The following is a 19,820-nucleotide window of genomic DNA, read 5'->3' as shown; positions in this document are numbered from 1 at the left end:
AGTGAAAGTTGGTCGGAGCGAGAGGATTCGAACCTCCGACCCCCTCGTCCCGAACGAGGTGCGCTACCAGGCTGCGCTACGCTCCGACAGTTAGATGGCACAAACACCGCCAGGGCGCGCGATTATAACCCGCCATTTTTTTTGTTGTAAATGCCCGTCCCATAAACAAAAAAACCGACGCCTTGGGGGAAGCGTCGGGAAAAAAGACCATTCTAGGAGTAACTAAAAGGAAAGATCCTATCGGCCCAGAGGCCGACCGGAGAGCGAATCGGGACAATCGCGCTCCAGTAAATTAAGTATCGCTCAAGTACGCCAAACTTCCAGCGCAGCGATGGCCTCACTTAAACCAATTAGAGATAGCGCAGTACCGACGAATGCCTAATTGATATATCGGTGCCAAACACTCCCTTTTTGGTCTACCCAATAAGAAAAAATCAGCACAAAAAAACACCAAAGCCACACAAAACTGCCTTACCAAAAATAATGCCAACCAAAAATAAAAAGTTAGCCTCAACGACACAATAACGACAATCACGCCAAACATAACCAAAAACAGCGAAAACCTCTCAAAAAACATCATTTGGCTTTACAAAAAACAAAAGAAAGACTAAATTGCCTTACCAATCAGGCTTTACCAATAATAATTGGCCTGGTGAATAAGTTAGCAGTACCTCAAATGTGCGCAGTACGCACAGGTTAAAGTCAGGTGTTCTTGGCTGCGTTACAGCGGATTAAAAAACGTAATGCATGCCGGATGGGCTTTAACTCTCTCCGCAGACAAAAAGTGATAGATGCGATTGGTCGGTATGCCCTTACCAGCTGGTAGCCGATTGCGACATCAACCCATATAACTCATAAAACGGTAATGTCCAATGAAAGTCTCTATGCGTAACATGCTCAAACCCAGTGCTCTGGCGTTGGCAGTCGCGGCAACCAGTGCTCCCGCACTGGCCGTAGACGGTTTTGCCACGCAAAACGGCGGTACCACAGGCGGTGCAGGCGGCGATGTCGTCTATGCCTCAACAGGTACCGAAATTCATGCGGCTCTGTGTAACCGCGCCTCAAGCGATACCCCTATTATTATTCATGTAGAAGGTACTATTAACCACGGTAACACCAGCAAAGTGTCTGGCGACAGCTGTAACACCGCCGACGATAAAATCGAGATCAAAGAAGTCAGTAATATCTCGATCATCGGTGTGGGCTCCGGCGCTCTGTTCGATGAGCTGGGGATTCACCTGCGCAGCGCCTCCAACATCATTTTGCAGAACCTGCACGTGCGCAATGTGAAAAAGTCCGGCTCGCCCACCTCTAACGGCGGCGATGCAATCGGTATGGAAAGCGACGTGTACAACGTTTGGGCCGACCACCTGACGCTCGAAGCCCAGGGCGGTGAAAGCGCCGGTTACGACGCCCTGTTTGATATGAAAGCCGACACCAAATATGTGACGCTCTCGTACAGCATTTTGCGCAACTCGGGCCGCGGCGGCCTGGTGGGCTCAAGCGACGGCGACACCAACAATGGTCCGGTCACTTTCCACCACAACCTGTACGAAAATATCGATTCACGTACGCCACTGCTGCGCGGCGCCACGGCACACTCGTACAACAACTATTACAAAGGGCTGGCTAAATCCGGCATGAACCCGCGAATTGGCGGGCGCATTAAAGTCGAACACAACTACGTGCAAGACTCTAAAGACCCCCTGGGCACTTTCTACACCAACGATATGGGCTACTGGGAAGTCAACGGCAATATTTGGGACAACGTAACCTGGAGCGCCGACGGCGACGACAACCATCCCGCCGGCCCCAACCCTACGTCGACAACCAGCATCAGCATTCCCTATAGCTACAGCCTGGATGACGCCAGCTGTGTACCGCAAATCATTCAAGCCACTGCGGGTGCCAATACCGGTCTTGCGGTGTCCAATGGCAGTTGCGAAATTACCAGCAGCAGCTCCAGCGCCTCTAGCGTTCCCAGCTCCAGCAGTTCTAGCTCGTCCGAGCAAAGCAGCTCAAACGGCGGCGGTGGCGATCCGGGCGTCAACCTGTCCATTGGCGCAGGCTCTGATGGCTCAAGCAAAGGAAGTGGCAGCTACGGCAACGTGCGCGATGGCGACACCTCCAGCTACTGGCAGCCAAATGGCACCTCCGATGAACGCATTTCCGTTAAATGGGGTACGGCAACCAGCTTTAACACCGTTGTTATCCGTGAGCTGAACAATGCGACCAACGCCTGGCGTCTGGTGAACGACGACACAGGCGCGGTCCTGGCATCCGGTAACGGTTTAGGCAACGAAGCGGTCATTACCTTTGCCGACACCATCGCCACTAAAGTAAACCTGCTGATCGACAGCGCCAGCAGCGCGCCACAAATCAGTGAGTTTGAGGTGTACAACGGCACGGTTGCCAGCAGCTCCAGCTCGTCGCAACCGTCGTCTTCATCATCGTCCTCTGCGGCGGCGGGTGAAGTGAACTTGAATGTGACAAGCTCGGGCGATTCCGCGCAATTGTCGTGGAACACTGAAAACATTGATGTTCGCAACCAGGAAGTGTATCGCGACACCGACCCTGATCCCTCTGGCCGATTGCGTATTGCCACCAGCGTTGTGGGTAATACCTACACCGATGCTGGCCTTGCCGACGGCACTTACTACTACTGGATCAAGGTTACCGATCAAAACAATGTAGTGACTAACTCCAACGGCGACGACGCCACCATCAGTACCGCCACCTCAACACTGACCATCGAAGAGTCGGCCGGCTTCTGTAATGTTGAAGGCACCATTGACAGCAATCACGCAGGCTTTGCTGGCAGCGGTTTTGCTAACACCGACAACGTTCAGGGTGCAGACATTAACTGGTCTGTTGAAGTCCCCACTACCGGCACTTACCAGCTCAACTGGCGCTACGCCAACGGCAGCGATAACCGCCCCGGTAACGTGTTGGTCAATGGCAGTAATCAAGCCTATGTTGACATGAACCCCACCAGCGCCTGGAATGACTTTACTGGCACCGGTACGGTTTCTGTTTACCTGAACGCGGGTTACAACGAGTTGCGTTTGCAAGCAGCCGGTGGTTCTGGCCTTGCCAACGTCGATAGTCTGAGCATTACCGGTAGCTCTCCTCAAGCGGGCGACTGCAACGGCGCAAGCACTAGCTCAAGCAGCGTTGCCAGCTCCTCGGAAGCGTCCAGCTCGGCTCAGTCCAGCGCCTCCAGCGAACCCGTACAACTGGGCGACAACAAAGCCTCGGGCGCCGACGGCAGCAGCAAAGGCGGCGGCACCAGCTATGGCAATGTTGTCGACGGCGATAACAGCTCTTACTGGCAGCCAGGCTCGTCAAGCAATGAAACCATTTCGGTCAAAGGGCTATCGGGCAGCTTTAACACGGTGATCGTGCGCGAGCTAAACAATGCTACCACTAGCTGGTCGCTGGTGAACCACGACAATGGTGACGTTCTGGCTACCGGCGGCAGTTTAGGCAGCGAGGCAGTCATTACCGGTTTTGGTGATGTTTCTGCCAGCAAAGTGAGCTTGGAAATTCACAGCGCCAGCAGCGCGCCGCAAATTGCCGAAATTGAAGTGTACAACGCCAGCGGCAATTACGACGGCTCCAGCAGCTCTGCACAATCAAGCTCATCGAGCGTGCAAAGCTCAAGTAGCTCTGTGGTATCCAGCTCGTCTTCGTCTAACGCTTCACAGGTACCACCAGCGGACTCTAACCTGTCCGATGACTGTGTTGCCATTGCTACCGACCCCAACGTGAACTGGCGCTCTACCTCGCTGCAAAGTGATCAAGAGATTGTCGAGTGTTTGTCAAACTCGCTGGGTCGCGCAGTGGGCTACGGTGAAAATGCACTGGGCGGTTACGATCCTAACGGCAATAGCCAACTGACTGTAATTACCAAAAACGACTCGCAAGGTCGCAGTGTTGAGCAGCAGATTTTGGACGCAGTAACCGGCGACGACCACAACTGGATTGTGTTCGATAAGTACGACTTCGCCAACGAAACCGAAATCTCTATGCACCGCAATCACTGTTCAAACGCGGATGTGCTCAGTGCCATTGGTGGCAACGAAGCGCAGTGTATTGATTACCGCCAATGGTGTGACGACAAAGGCATTTCTGACTCTAATTGCGCCGTTGAGTTTTACAACGACCGCTTGAACGACAAAGACTTGCCGATTCGCAACACCAAAATTGGTTCGCACAAAACACTGGATGGACGCATGAGCAATGGCTACTTCCGTTTCAACGGTTTTGCCATTGGTAGCGACAGCTCGGGTCAGCCGGTGCAAACCGCCGAGAGCGTGATTCTGACTCATCTGGACTTCCGCGGTGCGGGCCACACTGAAGACCATGGTCTGGACCCCGATATGATCCGCAACACGGGTGCATCGCACGACATCTGGATTCACAAAAACACCTTCGACACCACCGGTGACGCTGCGTTTGATGTGAAAGTGGGTGCCTATGACATCACCATCTCGTTCAACAAGCTGATCAACGTCAAGCGCGCCGCGCTGCATGGCTCCAGTGACAGCCGCGAAATTAACGCACAAATCACCACCACCATGCACCATAACGCGTTTATCACCACTGATGATCACTACGACGATCTGGGTAACACCTTGCGCCGCATTCCGCTGATCCGTCGCGGTACCTCGCACATGTTTGAAAACTTCTTTATGAACTACCGCAAAGACATTTTAAGTGTACGTGTCGGCGCCACCGTTCTGTGGGAGGACAACATGGTGTTAATGAACCGCATTCACCAGGAAAAAGACGATGTGTACCGCGCTCTGGAAGAACGCGTTGAAGAACTGGCCCGCGATGTAGACGGCGGTAACTTCCGCAGCGAAAACACCCGCGTATGGTTCTCGGATGCGAGCTGTAACCTGGACCCATCACTGGAGTTCCTGATCACAGACTCTTCCGGTAGCGTGCCCGACCTTGCGCAGAACTATTCGCAAGCATCGCGCGATACCATCAGCGCTAACTACTTGGGCTCCGGCCAAGAGCTGGCCGACTATGTAACCGCTACCGCGGGTAAAGATGGCCGCGCGCCGTTTAACTCGCCGCTCGGTTACGACCCTCTGTACGTGCTGGGCTTGGGTAAGGTCGCCTGCCAGTAACCTAGCATCATTGTTCCTCGACCTACTTAGCCGGCCCATTTGGGCCGGCTTTTTTATATCGAGCCACTAAAGCTCTATATCCACCCATACCAAGCGGTGATCGGAGCTGGCCGCTCGATTCACCACCAAACTTGCATCCGGTTCGTTTTGCGCGGGCCAGTACACGCCGGCATTCAGCACACGAAGGTTACTCGACGGCAGCACGTAATCTGCGCGCATGCCCCACCCCGCCGTGTGATAACGACTGTGAGGATTATTCGCTCGGGCCTCTGCCCCGCCGTGGCTGGCAGGTTTAGGGTCCGTTACACGGTCGCTTTCCAGCAACGCTGAAATGGCACCCTTATGCCCGTCGCCTTCGACGGTCGAACTGTTCAAATCGCCCACAATTACGAATTTTTCGCCTTCGCTTAAGCCGCCGTATGCACCGTTGTCGTCGTACAAGTAATTGGCATCACCGGAAATATAATCCACCCATACACGCACCTCGTCGTGGTTGCGCTTGCCGTTACGATCTTCTTCGCCATCGAATACCGGAGGCGTTGGGTGGCTCGCCAATAGATGCAAGGTGTCGCCGTTTATCTGCACCGGCACATCCCAATGGCTTTTTGACGATAAGCGCAGCTCATTCCAGGCGCGCTGCGAGTAGTAGGTGGATCCATTTGGGTTTAAAGGTTGCAAAGCGCCTGGCATGTGTCGCCATTTAAACGTCTGGAAGGTGCGAACCGACGGTTTATCAATGGGGTATCGGCTCAGCAATACCATGCCGTATTGACCGGGGTAATAACCAAAACCGTAAGTATCAACCGGCGCAGAAATTGTCCCGTCGCCATTCAAATCGTAAGGAAAAAGAACACCGGTATTCACCGGGGCTGAATACACAAAGGGGTAATGAACCGCTTCTTTCCCCTGCTGCGGTTTGGTTAAATAATGCTCTTGAAATAACGCTACCGCCTGCTCGTAGTCATCAGTGTAGTCAAACTCGTTGAGCAAAATAATATCCGGCCGCACCGACTGAATAATCGAAGCCACTGCCTTTATTTGAGGGTTATCACCTCGTTCAAGCTCTTCACGCAACCGCTTTGCCGAGTGGGCATCGGGCGCTGTACCGCGCGGCAAATAGTTGCTGGCGTCCATACTGACATTAAAAGTGGCCACCCTCACCGCGTCGGACTCTGTGTGACTACCATCGTTCACCATTGTTTTATTCTCCATCACAGATGCCGACTGGCACGATACCAATAAGCAAAGCGCACTGTAGAGCCCTACTAAAGCCAATTTAGACATACCTACCCCCTCAAACATTCAAGCCCCCTAGAGTAGTGAGGAAAAATGACGAAGGAATGAATCTGGCGCAAAGATACTCCTGTCACATTAGTGTCAGCAAGTCGTCACGATTCGGTCACTTAACTTTCGCATATTTGCGTTAGTGTCCTCGGGCCTAACGACAAACACCTCAAATAATAATTCCAAAGAATTCCAGACACAGACGCCAAAGACATCGTCAAGACGATGGGCTTAACTGTGCACTTAATTTTCTGTTTGTCGTTTAGCCAAAGACCATGGAGAAACCAAACGGGAAACTATGCCATGAAAAACAATTTTACTAAGCACACGTTAACTTTAGCTGTCGCAGCCGCACTGGGGGGCTCATTGCCTGCCGTTGCTCAGCAAACCAGTTCCGCCATTCAAGGTGTCGTTCTCGACGCCAGCGGCGCGCCAATTGATGACGCCAACATTGTTATTATTCACGAACCCTCCAACAGTCGCAGCGAAGTAATGGCTGGCGACTCTGGTCGATTTGCGGCCCGCGGCCTGCGTGTGGGCGGCCCCTACACCGTGGAAGTAACCTCTGAAGACGGTAACCGCACGGTTCAAGACCTGTATCTAACACTAGGCGACGCCTACCAGCTGGAAGTCATTGTCGGTCAAATACAAACCGAAGAAATTCTGGTAATGGGGAATTTACAGGCGCAAAACTACGCCGTTGTTGGCCCAAACGCCGAATTCAGTCTGCATGACCTGGAAACCGCACCGGCCATTAACCGCGACCTGAAAGACGTGGTACGCATCGATCCCCGTATTTACATCGACGAAAGCTTCAACGACTCTATTCAATGTGCTGGCGCCAACCCGCGCTTTAACAGCTTGACCGTTGACGGCGTCCGTCTGAATGACAACTTCGGCTTAAACAGTAATGGCTACCCCACCGAGCGCATGCCATTTTCTTACGATGCCATTGAACAGGTAGCCGTAGAGCTGGCGCCCTTTGATGTACAGTACGGCGGCTTCAGTGCCTGTAACATCAACGCCGTTACCAAATCCGGTGACAACGAATTCCACGGCTCGTTCTTCTACGACTACACCGATGACTCGATGAAGGGTGACTCGCTGGAAGGCGATAGCATTGATATCGCACCCTACGACGAGCAACGTTACGGTTTCACTTTCAGTGGGCCAATTTTAAAAGATAAACTCTACTTCTTTACCGCCTACGAAAAGCTCGACGGTGTAGAAACCTTTGATCGCGGCACTGCCGATGCCAACGTTGCCACTCCGGTACAAGGTGTTTCAGCCGCTCAAATGGCGGAGATTGATCGTATTGCTCGCGAAGTCTATGACTATGATCCGGGCAGCCTGCCTTCAAGTCTGCCGGTTGAAGATGAAAAGCTGTTGGTTAAAGTGGACTGGAACATTACCCACAATCAACGCGCGTCTTTCACCTACAATTACAACGATGGATTCTCCATTGCCCAATCAGACGGCGACTCAAACGAATTGGAATTCTCCAATCACTACTACGAGCGCGGCGCTGAGTTAAACGCTTATGTGGCTCAGTTGTTCTCTGACTGGAGCGACAACTTCTCTACCGAAGTAAAAATCGGCTATCAAGAGTTGGACAATCGCCAACTGTCCCTGGGCGGCACTGATTTTGGTGAAGTTCAAATCAGAACACAAAATGATCACGATAATGACGGCAGCCCATCCAGCGCCACCGTATACCTCGGCTCGGACGATTCACGTCACGCCAACAAGCTGACTTACGAAAGCCTGAACCTGAAGTTTGCGGGTACCTACCGTCTAGATCATCAAACACTGACGTTTGGTTACGAGCGTGAAAGTTTTGATGTATTCAATATGTTTATTCAAGAGTCCGAAGGGGAATACCGCTTCAGCTCTATTGAAGACTTTGCCGCTGGTACACCGAACACCATCATTTACGAAAACGCCGCTGGCACCAACGTTAAAGCCGACGCCGCCGCGTCTTTCGAATACGCCATAAATACGTTGTACGTACAGGATGAGATTTTCCTTCAAGGCGGTGACTTGCAAATTGTGGCCGGCTTACGCTACGACTGGTACGAAAGTGATGACGAGCCCGCGCAAAACTACGACATTCTGGCCAGTTACAATATTGATAACCGCCAAAACCTGGATGGTGTAGATTTAATTCAGCCGCGTTTAGGTTTTAACTGGAATTTGACCGACGCCTTCGAAATTCACGGTGGTGTAGGCCTTTACTCCGGCGGTAACCCTAACGTCTGGATTTCAAACAACTACTCAAACGACGGTGTAACGCAAATTGAAGTTCAAGACACCAGCGGCACCTCGGTGTTTGATATGGACTTTAACGGCGAAGGCCGTCCCATCTACGACATTCCGCAAGATTTGTATAATGCGGTAGCGAACAATCAGGGACGCAATGGCGGCGTTAACCTGATGGATCCAGACTTCGAAATTCCTTCTTCTTGGAAGTATGCACTGGGTACCAGTTATTCGTTTACCAATGACTTGGTACTGTCGGCAGATGTGCTTTACAGCCAGTTTCAAGATGCAGCCATTATCTCCGACATCTCTCGTGTGCAAACCGGCACTGCCGTTGATGGCCGTCCCATCTATGGCAGCATTGATGGTCGCAGCCAAGACTTTATGCTGACCAACGCGAAAGACTCATACGACTCTCTGACTCTGTCTATGGGCGTAAGCAAGTACTGGGATTTTGGCTTAGAAACGGCATTCGGTTACGCGTATTCTGACGCTGAAGACATTAACCCAATGACCAGCTCGGTCGCCTACTCTAACTACACAAACTTGGCTACCGCCGACCCAGAAAACCCCGGCGCCTATACGTCAAACTATAATATCCCGCACCGTTTCACCTTAAAGCTGGCCTACGAGCACGCCTTTTTCGGTGACTACAACACTCGCTTTACCCTGTTTGGCAGTGCCAATGAAGGCCGCCCCTACAGCTACACCTTTGCCAGTGGTTCAGCCTTTGGGGATTCTACCAGCTGGGTGTCGCGCCACCTTCTTTACGTACCTACAGGTGTAGAAGACCCCAATGTTATTTATGGCGAAGGCTTTGACGTTGAAGGATTTTACAACTGGGTGGATGCCGAAGGCTTAGACCGCGGCGAGATTATGGAGCGCAACGAACTCAACAGCGACTGGTGGGTGAAGTTCGACCTGAAAATCGAACAACAACTGCCGGGTATTATGGATGGCCACAAATCCTCGCTGTACATGGTGTTTGAGAACATCGGCAACATGTTGAACGACGACTGGGGTGTGCAGTACGAAACCAGCTTCCCGCGTTCACAACCTGCCGTGAACATGAGCGTGGATGACCAGGGTCGCTACGTATTTAACGAGTTCCAAGACCCAACAGGCCAAACGCGCGTAGGCAGCCCTTCACTGTGGCAAGTACGTGTCGGCTTGCGTTACGAGTTCTAATCAATCACCCAATGATTGATTCTTCAGGCGTGTAAGATCAGACGTCTGACGAAAAAGCTCGATAACATTGCCTGCCATTTAAGAAAAGAAAGACGGATTCTTAAATGGCAGGTTTTTTATTTTCCTCAGTCTCAGCCGTCAAGCACCCACTCCGCCACAGCAAATACAACACCGGCAGCACCAAAAGCGTCAGCACCATTGTTGATATAATGCCACCCATCATCGGTGCGGCTATACGCTGCATAATATCAGCCCCTGCCCCGCCACTTTGCATAATCGGCACAAGCCCGGCAAACAACGTACACGCCGTCATCACAATAGGCCGCAGCCTTCGTCCGGCATTGTCTTTTATTGCGGCGATCAACTGCGTTTTGCTTGGCGTTGCAGACTCTTGCAGCAATTGTTGCCAGCCTTGCTCTAAATACGTCAGCATCAATACGCCAATTTCAACCGCCACTCCGGCAAGCGCAATAAAACCCATCACCACTGCCACAGACCAGTTATAGCCCAACGCCAGCATCAGCCAAACGCCACCCAGCAAACCAAAAGGCAGGCTGGCTAAAATAATCAGCACCGGGACAAAGCGGCGGAAATTGAGATACAACAGCAATACAATCAGCGTCACCGTAACGGGAACAACCAGCGTTAAACGCTCTGCCGCGCGCTGCATGTATTCATACTGCCCACCCCAGCTGATGGAATAACCCGCGGGCAAGGCCAACTGCTCGTTCAACAATTTTTTAGCGCTCGCCACATACCCGCCTAAGTCTGTTTGTTGCGTATCCACAAACACCCAGCCGTTTAAGCGGGCGTTCTCGCTTTTTATCATCGGCGGGCCGTCTTCAATTCGCACCTCTGCGACATCGGCCAGTGCAATTGTCGCTCCCGATTCAACGACTAAAGGCAGGCGCGCAATGGACTCTGCCGAATCACGATACGACTGAGGAAAACGCAAGCTGACCGGGTAACGGGCTTCACCGGCGACAGTTTCGGTAATTTGTTCACCCCCAATCGCGGTGCGTACCACTTGTTGAATATCGGCAATGTTTAGCCCAAAGCGGGCAGCGGCCGCACGGTTGATATCAACGGTAATATAACGCCCGCCCGTCACTCGCTCGGCGTACACCGATTGCGTACCCTCAACCGTTTTGAGCAACGTTTCAATATTTTCACCCAGTTGGTTGATAACGTTTAGGTCTGGCCCCGCAATTTTGATTCCCACGGGTGTTTTGATGCCGGTAGAGAGCATGTCGATGCGCGTTTTAATCGGCATAACCCAAGCATTGGTTAACCCGGGCAGCTGTATTCGCTGGTTCAACTCGCGCTTTATATCCTCCAACGTTATACCCCCACGCCACTCGCTTTGCGGCTTAAACTGAATAACGGTTTCAATCATGGTTAAAGGCGCGGGATCGGTAGCGGTATCGGCGCGACCAATTTTGCCAAAGACCGTGTCCACTTCCGGGATGCTTTTAATCAGCTTGTCGGTTTGCTGTAGCACCCGACGGGCCTCACCCACCGACAACCCCGCATAGGTGGTGGGCATGTACATCAAGTCCCCTTCATCCAACGGCGGCATAAATTCACTGCCAATAAATTTGGCCGGATAAAGCCCCACCGCCATTAATAAAGCAGCGAGCACTAAAGTGGTTTTTGGAAACCTCAACACACCATCAAGCAGCGGCCGATAGCAGGCCACCAAGACACGGTTAAGCGGATTTTTCCGTTCACTGACAATATTTCCCCGAACAAAGTACCCCAACAGAACCGGCACCAGGGTAATGGCCAAACCCGCCGCAGCGGCCATGGCATAGGTTTTGGTAAAAGCCAGCGGCGTAAACAGCTTTCCCTCTTGTGCTTGCAATGCAAAAACGGGCAGAAAACTCACGGTAATAATCAACAGCGAAAAAAACAGTGCCGGGCCAACTTCGCTCGCCGCCTGCGCCACCAGTTGCCAGCGTTTTTCGCCTTTGGGGTTTTGGCCGGCTAAGTGTTTGTGCAAATTTTCAATCATCACCACAGCGCCATCTACCATTGCGCCAATGGCAATAGCAACGCCACCCAACGACATAATATTGGCATTGATACCCTGAGCGTGCATCACCATAAACGCCGCCAGCAGCCCCAGCGGCAAACTCACCAACACCACCAACGCCGAACGGAGATGAAACAAAAAGACCGCACACACCAAGGTGACCACCAAAAATTCTTCGCCTAACTTTTGGTACAAGTTGTTGACCGCGCGGTAAATCAAGGCAGAGCGATCATAGGTGGTAATCACCTCAACGCCCTCGGGCAAGCTGCCGGCCAGAGTATCCAAGCGCGCTTTTACCCGCTCAATCACCTGGGCTGCATTTTCACCACTGCGCATCACCACAATGCCGCCTACTACCTCACCCTCGCCATTAAGCTCCGCCACGCCGCGTCGCATGCTGGGCATAAGTTGAACATCCGCAACGTCCGCAAGCGTTAAGGCGGTGCCCGTGTCGCTCACACCTAAAGGCACTTGGCGCAAATCCGCCTCCGACTGGATATAACCGGTGGTGCGTACCATGTATTCCGCCTCGGCCATTTCCACCACCGAGGCACCGGCTTCACCATTGGCGCGGGCAATCGCGGTGTGCACTTGAGCCAATGGCACGGCATAAGCGCGAAGGCGTGCTGGGTCCACCTGCACCTGGTACTGCCTGTCCATGCCGCCGATGGTGGCCACTTCGCTGACGCCGCTGACCGCTTGCAATTCGTATTTTAAAAACCAGTTTTGCAGCCGCGTTAAGGCTTCAATATCGTTTTTCCCGGTGCGGTCCGCCAGCGCATAATTAAATACCCAACCCACCCCAGTGGCATCCGGGCCCAGCTCAATGGAAGCCGAGTCGGGCAGACGGCTACTGACTTGATTCACGTACTCCAAAACCCGCGAACGGGCCCAATACAAATCCGTACCCTCATCAAAAAGTACGTACACGTAGGAATCGCCAAAAAAAGAAAAGCCGCGCACCGTTTTTGCCGCTGGTACCGCCAGCATCGCCGTAGTGATGGGGTAAGTGACTTGATCCTGTACAACCTGCGGCGCCTGCCCCGGGTAACGGGTTTTAATAATCACCTGCACGTCAGACAAATCCGGTATCGCATCCACCGGAGTCTGCTTTATTGAATACAGACCACCCGCAAGCAATAGCAGACTCAGCAAAAGCACCAATATGCGATTGCGAATAGACCAGACAATAATCGCTTTAATCATGGCGGTGCTCTCCATGATGTTTGTCATCATCGTTCATCGGCTCGTGCTCAATAGGATGATGGCCTATATGCGAGTGATTCATCTGGCCGTGATTCCCCCCCTCTTTTGACGATGCATCGCCCGCCTCTGAGGAATGATCCACCGAATGCGGCGTGGTTTTTTCGCCATTAAGGCTGCCGCTCTCAATGTTATTGGGCTTAACCTCATCGGCGTTTAAACGGTCAAGTTCGGCCGCAACGTTAGATTCAGAATCAATTAAAAACTGCGCCCGCGTCACTACCTTGTCGCCTGCGTTTAACCCGCTCACGATTTGCGTAAAGCCACCCGCACTTTGGCCCAGCGCAACGGCCGCCGAACGGAACACGCCCGGCCGAACTTCACGCACCACCCGATCACCGGCACCGGTGCGAATCACAGCGTTATCAGGTACCACCAGCTGCGGGCTAAGCGCGTCAGCCGTTACCCGGATATCCATTAACATATTGGGCTTGAGCAACCTGGCGTCGTTCGCCACCACAATGCGTGCACGGGTGGTACGGTTAGCGGGGTTTAACACCGGATACACATAGTCCACGGTTCCCTGCCATTTGCGTTCGGGATAGGCTCGGCTGCTTAAGCTAACCTGCTGCCCCGCAGCCAGCAGCCCGGCCTGGCGCTCGAACACCTCGGCAATCACCCACACCTGCTCCAGTGGGCCGATGGACAGCGCATTCTCCTGCAGGGTCACGTAACTGCCGTTGGCCACGCTTAAACTTGCCACCACCCCAGACTTTAAGGCGTAGTAAGAAATCTCAGACTTAATTTGGCGGGACTTTTCAATGGCGGCAATTTCAGATTCGGGCACCCCTTGCGCGCGCAGCTTTTCGCGCGAAGCACTCACCAAACGCGGATTATCCCCCGCCAGTGCCTGCAAAAATTCCTGCTGAGTATTGCGAATATCCGGCGAATAAAAATCAAATAGCTTTTGCCCCCGGGTGACAGGGTCGCCTAAAGAATTAACCGCAAGGCCAGATACCCAGCCGGTAGCGCGCAAATGTAAGTGCACCAACGCCTGTTCATCAAAGCTGACAAAACCCACCGCATCAATGCGCGGTGTCAGTGATTGACGCTCAACAGTGAAGGTACTCACGCCCAATTGCTGAACCACATTTGGCGCAATGACTACGTCGCCAGACGAAGCCTGCTCGCTCTCGGCATATACCGGCACCAGGTCCATCCCCATTGGGGATTTGCCTGGTCCGTTGCGCCGGTAGCTGGAATCCATGGGCGCCACCCAATACAAGGGCTGCTTGGTTTCACTGGCGCTTTGTTTTTGCTCTGCAATACCCAATGGCTGCGCAAACAGCAGCCATCCGGCCACTAAGCCTAAGGCCGCTGCGAGCACAACGGCGAATAAAGTTTTCATGATGCTTACACCTGTTCACAAACAAAAAGTTACCCGATTAACGGGCGCAACTGTCTTGTGTCAGGCGAAAATGGGCGGGCGATATAGACGGGAAATTGGGTTGGAAACTAACGGCGAGGCTAACTCACTCACGACGGTAATCGGGTGGTAAACCCCACCAAACGGTTCATTTGGTAATGCCAGGGCAGCGTTGCACACCCCAGGGCAGCAGCACTGTTCGGTACAGTGCTCAGCGTTCATCGCTGTGTCGGGGGTATTTTCAGCAGCCTCCTGATGGCACTCAGGCATAGCGGCCATAGATGGGGCAGGCACCGACATTTCGGGTGCAGCCACTGGCGCCGCAAAGGCCATCAGCCCCTGCGCAACCAGTACTGCAATAATAAACACCCGAAATATCATGTGATGTCACTCAAACGGTTTTTGTTCGTTAAAACAGAGTATAGCCTCAGTGCTCTTTCGCTTTAACAAACTTAAGGGTCATGCGGTCGCTTTCACCGATGGCCGCGTACTTGTCCCGGTTTTTCTCACCGCCGCGCAGCGACGGAGGCAGGGTCCAAACGCCGTGCTCATATTTGGCCTTGTCTTTCGGGTTGGCGTTTACCTCACTTTCAGCGGCCAGCACAAACCCGGCCTTCTCTGCCGCAGCAATGACGGTGCTTTGTTTGATATAGCCGCTGCCTTCTTGCTCGTCATCATCACGATCTTCGGGCAAACGATGATCCACCACCCCTAAAATACCGCCCGGTTTCAAGGCACGGTAAAACGCCGAGAAGGCCGACAGCAGTTTTTCATCACCGCCGCCACGCATGTACCAGTTGTGAGCATTGCGAAAAGTCAGCACCATATCGGCACTGCCAGCCGGGGCAATATCGTACTCATCCGGCGGGTTGAATACAGAGACTTTGGTTTGATCGTACAACTCTGGGTTGGCAGCCAGCTTTTCACCGTAGTTTTCACGCGAGCGCTTAAAATATTCAACTTCGCTGTCAGGGTTGAAATGAGCGGCGTAAAACACCCCTTCGTCCCGTAGGTAAGGCGCGAGAATTTCGGTGTACCAACCACCGCCGGGCCAAATTTCCACCACCGTCATATCCGACTCAAGGCCAAAAAACGCCAGGGTTTCGCCTGGGTGGCGAAAATCATCACGGGCACTGCTGGCGGCGCGGTGTTCACCGGCCAACACATCTTGCAAAGCCTCGTCGTCTGCGGCCGCCCAACTGCTGGCAGTCACGGTTAATACGGCCAGTGCCGTTTTTATCCCATTTGCTATTCCCATGTTCACTCCTCAACCAGTGTTCTTAACCTGCTCATGCAGCCTAGCTGTCTAACCTACCACACCACCATGAGCCGACGGACGTTTTTTCAGTGAATAATAGTTAATCGGTATGGCGTCGCTATGGCTTTCCAGATCAAAGCCCGCTTCGTAAAAGAGGGCCTGCTTATCCAGCTCGTGCCAGGCATTAATAAAGGGCTCATGCATTCTCAGCGCCATCACTTTAAAGTAAATATGCCGCCACGCTTGCTTTTGCCACAGCCGCTTCCAGCAAACAGGCGCCAGCTGTCGGGCCGAAGGTTCCGCCACCAGTAATCTTCCCCCTGGGCGCAATACCCGTTTAACCTCACTCAACGCCTGACGAATGTATTTTGGGGGCATTTCATGAAATAAAAAGCAGGCCGTCACCGCGTCGAAACGCTGGTTAGAAAATGGCAGGCTCTCAGCACAAGCCTGATAAAACTGAACTTGCGGGTAGTCCTGAGCGGCGTGTTGCAATAAATAAGGCGACACATCCACCCCCCATACCTCCTCTGCACCCGCTTGGTGCAGGGCCCAAGCCAACTTCCCGCCGCCAGTGCCTATATCCAAAACCGCTCGCGCATCCCCAACCGACTCGGCCATTATTTTCCGCTGCTGTGTCATGCATCCCAACATAGCTTTGTCAAAGCCGGTAATGTAACCACGGGAAATTCGGCGAGAATAATTACCGTTTGGCAGGTTGTGAAACTCCTGCAACGCGTATTTAGGAATTGTGCGAATTAAAGGGTGCGAGCGATCGAGCTGAACCTGCTTAGGACAGCTAAGCAAAGAGCGAAAAAAACGATATAAACCACCGGGCCTATTTAGGCGAAGTTCATCCGCCCAGGTGGTTTCTAGCTCCATATTGGCCCAATCCGGCGGCACTGGATCTGAGGCTAAAGCGCCTCTACAATTACTGGTCATTATTCGGCGGGGCTCCTGTTGTACGCAGCGCAGAATAATGTTGTGGCACAGAAAAATCCAGCGTGTAGCCATTCGCTGTGTGCCCGCCTTAGGTTAGAAACCACAATTTACTTTTAACGCTATCTTTATTAACGTACCGAGAAGGACACTCCAATGCGAAAACTCTGCCTTGCACTTACGCTCTGCACCTTGCCCCTTACCCTGCCTGCTGCCCAGGCCGATGAAATTACAGACGCCGTCGACGAAGCCATGAGCGCCTATAAAGAGGGCGAGCTGTCAGAGGCTGTCAGCCAGCTGGACTATGCCGCTGGTTTGATTCGCCAGCAAAAAGCCGAAGCGATTAAAGCCGTCTTTCCTAAGCCTTTAAGCGGCTGGGACGCCACCGACATTGAAAGCGAAGCCACCGGCGGCATGATGATGGGCGGCGGCATCAGCGCCGAACGTGAGTACAGCAAAGGCGATGCCTACATCACCATCGAGCTGGTCACCGACTCCCCCATGCTGCAAAGCATGATGGGCATGCTGAACAATCCGTCACTGGTCACCATGAACGGCGGCAAGCTCACCAAAATCCAGGGCCACAAAGCCATCCTTAACGATCAGAACGGCGACCCTGAAATCATCCTGATCATCGACTCCAACGCTATGTTCACCCTGCGAGCCGACGGCGCCACCACCAAAGAGTTAAAAGCCTACGGTGAAGCCCTGAATCTGGAAGCGCTTTAACCGAAGAGCGCCTAACGGATCACAGGAACGACAACAAACAGGGCTCGCACACGCGTGCCCTGTTCCCTGCATCGCGCACTCCGCCCCACCAACCCCTTGTAACCATCCGCCCTCGGCCCTACAATAGCCGGCCCTGTGGAACTTGGCTGTCATAGCCTTGTCACACAGAACGAGTTTCGCGGCTACCGCCGCACCCGGTTACGGGGGCGATTTGGATTCGACGCCGGTGACAAAACTCAAGGTGCATGTCGTGATGGTAGCGAATCACGTAAATCCCAAGCTGCATTTTATTAGTTGCCAACGACGACAACTACGGTGCCCAATTAGCTGCGTAAGCAGTTGATGAAGCACTTCTAACGGTACGCCGTTAGCGGTCTGTAACAAGGTGCCAGTACCGCGTTGCAGACTGTCAGATAGAACTGGATAGCCTTACTGTTCGGATCGTGGCAGTACTGCGAAACCTAAAGCGAACTCGCTCGTCGCACCCTGCCCGTTGGGTCGCGGATGAGTTAAATTAATTAACGGAAACTAAGCATGTAGATCCGCGAGCGGAGCGCCGGCGGACGGGGGTTCAACTCCCCCCGCCTCCACCAACCACCCTTTGTAAATCAATGACTTACAAAGTTGCAATGTCAAAAATCGGGGCTGATTTAGGCTATATTGGCCCCGTTTTGACAGCATTTTGACAACATTGCCGATTACCCCCTGATTACACAATGAGCAAATGACTGTTAATCATTGGGTCGCTGGTTCGAGCCCAGCAGGCGGAGCCATATATAAAGGGCTGCACAGCAATGTGCGGCCCTTTTTTGTTGAATTGTCTAATATCTGTCTAATAGAATTATCAATACCACGCCCCACCAAACACCCTGACCGCCCAATAGATCGGCAACCGGTATCGCTTACGCACCCCTTCCCATTCCATCGTTTTTAGAAAAAGATCGTCAGCCTTTTTGCGCCCTACTCTTTCTCGATAACAGTAATCGTGGACTACGGCCCCGAGTATCGTTCTACCCTTAAACCACGCATACAGCGGCCCCAGGTGGCGGGGCACGGTATCGAGGTCGCAGGTAAAGCCGATGGGGATAATGCCGTGGTCAGTAATAATGGGCTGCAGGAGTGTAGCGGTTTTGCTGGTTGGGTTATGACGTAACGCAATGCCGGAATAACGCCCGGCAAATAGCTCTACGATACCCACTTTACAGCTAACGCATCCACCGGTGATTCGGCATCGATAATGAGTTTACGTTTGCCGTTACGCTGCAAGAATGCCGATTGATAGGCAATGCCGATAGCGGCGCTTACCAGTTTGGCATCTGCCAGGGTGTAAGTGTGCTGATTATAGTCAGCGTCCGTTAGCTCTATTGTTTGTGCGCCGTGAAGCTCGGCCATTTCCGCTGCATCACGAATAACGGCTGCGCTTGAGTGGCCGGGCTTCCATGGTTTTCCGTCGTAGATCACAGGGGGCAAACTAGCATCAAAGTCGGAGTCAAGCTTGTTTAGTGCAAAAGTCTTTGCATCGTCGAGCGATGGCACCACAACTTCCCATGCTTGCGTCCAAGTCTGCCCCACTTTTTCGGGCTCAATCTCCCTCACAAAATATGGCTTTTCAACTTCTGGCGCTGGCGTTCTGACGTACTCAATGAGGGTTACCCCGTAATTAGAAAGAAGCTCATTATCCCAAAATTCAGCGCTTTTCAATCCAACGGGCGCTGCCCGCTCTCGCACGTCCGACTCACTTAATACTTCATTTGTCGCAATGTCGATTAATACTTCGTTTGTCGTAATATCGGTAGACATGGCTAACCTCAGTCTAAAAATTGAATAAAGAGTCTGCTGTTCTGCCCAGGCTGGCCAGATTGCAACGCAGTAGAGGCGTTATCCCAATCGCCACCAAAGCCGCCGCGCCCCGCGTCTGAACCATCAGGATTCGTTACGCTTGCGGCATTCCGATTAAATCCAGAGCCATCAAAACCGCCTTCGCCACCGCCACCGCCATTTGCAGTAAGCCCAGCAAATGTGGCGTTACTTGCATTGCTTCCGTCGCCGCCTTCGGTTAGCGGGTTTGTCGTTGTCTCCCTTGCCCCTCCAACAGCGCCACTTGGAAGTACTGCGGTTGCTCCGGTAATAGCTATTGAGCTGCTCACCAGCTGCCCAGCCGAACCGCGCTCACCATCTTCCTGAAAGTAAGTTTTAGCACCGCCGCCACCACCGCCGGGCGCTCTTAGCTGCACACTGACATAGGCGACTACGCTTATTGGCCCGGATGAGGAATAAACGTCGAAGACTGAATCAGCAATAAGTTTCCGGTTCTTAATTTCACCATTAACACTGAGTTGAGGTGTTTTCATGCCAAGC

The 19,820-nt window shown here is 52.8% G+C and carries 13 protein-coding genes, 2 tRNA genes and 1 other RNA gene; 6 read left to right on the top strand and 10 right to left on the bottom strand.

The annotated features are described in order from the left end of the window. Positions 1-9: 9 nt before the first annotated feature. Positions 10-86 (bottom strand) — tRNA-Pro (locus D568_RS0104080). 786 nt (positions 87-872) lie between these two features. On the opposite strand from D568_RS0104080, the gene D568_RS22000 reads away from it, so the two are divergent. Beyond that, the gene (locus tag D568_RS22000) at positions 873-5,141 is read left to right on the top strand and encodes a pectate lyase family protein (protein WP_020208301.1); all 4,269 of its coding nucleotides are present in this window, start codon (positions 873-875) and stop codon (positions 5,139-5,141) included. Between the two features lie 66 nt (positions 5,142-5,207). On the opposite strand, the gene D568_RS0104070 is transcribed toward D568_RS22000, so the two are convergent. Then, positions 5,208-6,425 carry an endonuclease/exonuclease/phosphatase family protein gene (locus D568_RS0104070; protein WP_245551592.1) on the bottom strand — a complete coding sequence of 406 codons (1,218 nt, stop codon included), beginning with the start codon at positions 6,423-6,425 and terminating at the stop codon, positions 5,208-5,210. 303 nt (positions 6,426-6,728) lie between these two features. On the opposite strand from D568_RS0104070, the gene D568_RS0104065 reads away from it, so the two are divergent. Then, on the top strand, positions 6,729-9,872 hold the full coding sequence (locus D568_RS0104065) for a TonB-dependent receptor (RefSeq protein ID WP_020208299.1): 3,144 nt from the start codon (positions 6,729-6,731) through the stop codon (positions 9,870-9,872). 100 nt (positions 9,873-9,972) lie between these two features. Here the strand turns inward: D568_RS0104065 and D568_RS0104060 are convergent, their stop codons facing one another. Genes D568_RS0104060 through D568_RS20955 form a run of 5 tightly spaced genes read right to left on the bottom strand, consistent with a single transcriptional unit; the run spans position 9,973 to position 16,736 of the window. After that, on the bottom strand, positions 9,973-13,113 hold the full coding sequence (locus D568_RS0104060) for an efflux RND transporter permease subunit (RefSeq protein WP_020208298.1): 3,141 nt from the start codon (positions 13,111-13,113) through the stop codon (positions 9,973-9,975). Beyond that, positions 13,106-14,518: an efflux RND transporter periplasmic adaptor subunit gene (locus tag D568_RS19200; protein WP_020208297.1), complete on the bottom strand. Its 1,413-nt coding sequence runs from the start codon at positions 14,516-14,518 to the stop codon at positions 13,106-13,108. Before D568_RS19200 ends, D568_RS0104060 begins: the two co-directional genes overlap by 8 nt. A gap of 60 nt (positions 14,519-14,578) precedes the next feature. Further along, positions 14,579-14,917, bottom strand: a complete 339-nt coding sequence (locus D568_RS0104050) for a hypothetical protein (RefSeq protein ID WP_020208296.1) — start codon at positions 14,915-14,917, stop codon at positions 14,579-14,581. 46 nt (positions 14,918-14,963) lie between these two features. Then, the gene (locus D568_RS0104045; protein WP_020208295.1) at positions 14,964-15,794 is read right to left on the bottom strand and encodes a class I SAM-dependent methyltransferase; all 831 of its coding nucleotides are present in this window, start codon (positions 15,792-15,794) and stop codon (positions 14,964-14,966) included. A 48-nt stretch (positions 15,795-15,842) separates the two neighbouring features. After that, on the bottom strand, positions 15,843-16,736 hold the full coding sequence (locus D568_RS20955) for a class I SAM-dependent methyltransferase (protein WP_169334784.1): 894 nt from the start codon (positions 16,734-16,736) through the stop codon (positions 15,843-15,845). Positions 16,737-16,889: 153 nt separating this feature from the next. Here D568_RS20955 and D568_RS0104035 point away from each other — a divergent pair, with 153 nt between their 5' ends. The 3 genes from D568_RS0104035 (at position 16,890) to D568_RS21635 (ending at position 18,235) form a co-directional block, all read left to right on the top strand. After that, on the top strand, positions 16,890-17,462 hold the full coding sequence (locus tag D568_RS0104035) for a hypothetical protein (protein WP_020208293.1): 573 nt from the start codon (positions 16,890-16,892) through the stop codon (positions 17,460-17,462). A gap of 202 nt (positions 17,463-17,664) precedes the next feature. Then, positions 17,665-18,055, top strand: a transfer-messenger RNA (tmRNA) gene (ssrA, locus tag D568_RS21360). A 72-nt stretch (positions 18,056-18,127) separates the two neighbouring features. Further along, a tRNA-Asn gene (locus D568_RS21635) sits at positions 18,128-18,235 on the top strand. A gap of 71 nt (positions 18,236-18,306) precedes the next feature. Here the strand turns inward: D568_RS21635 and D568_RS22215 are convergent. Further along, positions 18,307-18,516, bottom strand: a complete 210-nt coding sequence (locus tag D568_RS22215) for a DUF1353 domain-containing protein (RefSeq protein WP_425401955.1) — start codon at positions 18,514-18,516, stop codon at positions 18,307-18,309. Between D568_RS22215 and D568_RS21995 the strand changes: the two genes are divergently transcribed. Then, entirely contained in the window at positions 18,448-18,615 is a 168-nt protein-coding gene (locus D568_RS21995; protein ID WP_245551591.1) for a hypothetical protein, read from the top strand. The two genes, D568_RS22215 and D568_RS21995, sit on opposite strands and share 69 nt — an antisense overlap. A 32-nt stretch (positions 18,616-18,647) precedes the next feature. On the opposite strand, the gene D568_RS0104025 is transcribed toward D568_RS21995, so the two are convergent. Together D568_RS0104025 and D568_RS0104020 are read right to left on the bottom strand one after the other, a co-directional pair. Beyond that, positions 18,648-19,262 (bottom strand): hypothetical protein, encoded by a 615-nt coding sequence (locus D568_RS0104025; protein WP_020208291.1) that lies wholly within the window; start codon positions 19,260-19,262, stop codon positions 18,648-18,650. A gap of 8 nt (positions 19,263-19,270) precedes the next feature. Beyond that, entirely contained in the window at positions 19,271-19,813 is a 543-nt protein-coding gene (locus tag D568_RS0104020) for a hypothetical protein (RefSeq protein ID WP_157497614.1), read from the bottom strand. Between the last annotated feature and the right edge of the window lie 7 nt (positions 19,814-19,820).

Origin of the sequence: Gilvimarinus chinensis DSM 19667, assembly GCF_000377745.1 — a bacterium.
Taxonomy (GTDB): domain Bacteria; phylum Pseudomonadota; class Gammaproteobacteria; order Pseudomonadales; family Cellvibrionaceae; genus Gilvimarinus; species Gilvimarinus chinensis.
This window is presented reverse-complemented; position numbering and strand designations above follow the sequence as displayed.

Bases quoted from the DNA above. Each gene is read 5' to 3' on its own strand.
- D568_RS0104050 (WP_020208296.1), bottom strand. From the start codon at position 14,917: ATGATATTTCGGGTGTTTATTATTGCAGTACTGGTTGCGCAGGGGCTG.
- D568_RS0104025 (WP_020208291.1), bottom strand. From the start codon at position 19,262: ATGTCTACCGATATTACGACAAACGAAGTATTAATCGACATTGCGACA.
- D568_RS0104035 (WP_020208293.1), top strand. From the start codon at position 16,890: ATGCGAAAACTCTGCCTTGCACTTACGCTCTGCACCTTGCCCCTTACC.
- D568_RS0104020 (WP_157497614.1), bottom strand. From the start codon at position 19,813: ATGAAAACACCTCAACTCAGTGTTAATGGTGAAATTAAGAACCGGAAA.
- D568_RS0104045 (WP_020208295.1), bottom strand. From the start codon at position 15,794: ATGGGAATAGCAAATGGGATAAAAACGGCACTGGCCGTATTAACCGTG.
- D568_RS0104065 (WP_020208299.1), top strand. From the start codon at position 6,729: ATGAAAAACAATTTTACTAAGCACACGTTAACTTTAGCTGTCGCAGCC.
- D568_RS0104070 (WP_245551592.1), bottom strand. From the start codon at position 6,425: ATGTCTAAATTGGCTTTAGTAGGGCTCTACAGTGCGCTTTGCTTATTG.
- D568_RS22000 (WP_020208301.1), top strand. From the start codon at position 873: ATGAAAGTCTCTATGCGTAACATGCTCAAACCCAGTGCTCTGGCGTTG.
- D568_RS0104060 (WP_020208298.1), bottom strand. From the start codon at position 13,113: ATGATTAAAGCGATTATTGTCTGGTCTATTCGCAATCGCATATTGGTG.
- D568_RS19200 (WP_020208297.1), bottom strand. From the start codon at position 14,518: ATGAAAACTTTATTCGCCGTTGTGCTCGCAGCGGCCTTAGGCTTAGTG.
- D568_RS20955 (WP_169334784.1), bottom strand. From the start codon at position 16,736: ATGACCAGTAATTGTAGAGGCGCTTTAGCCTCAGATCCAGTGCCGCCG.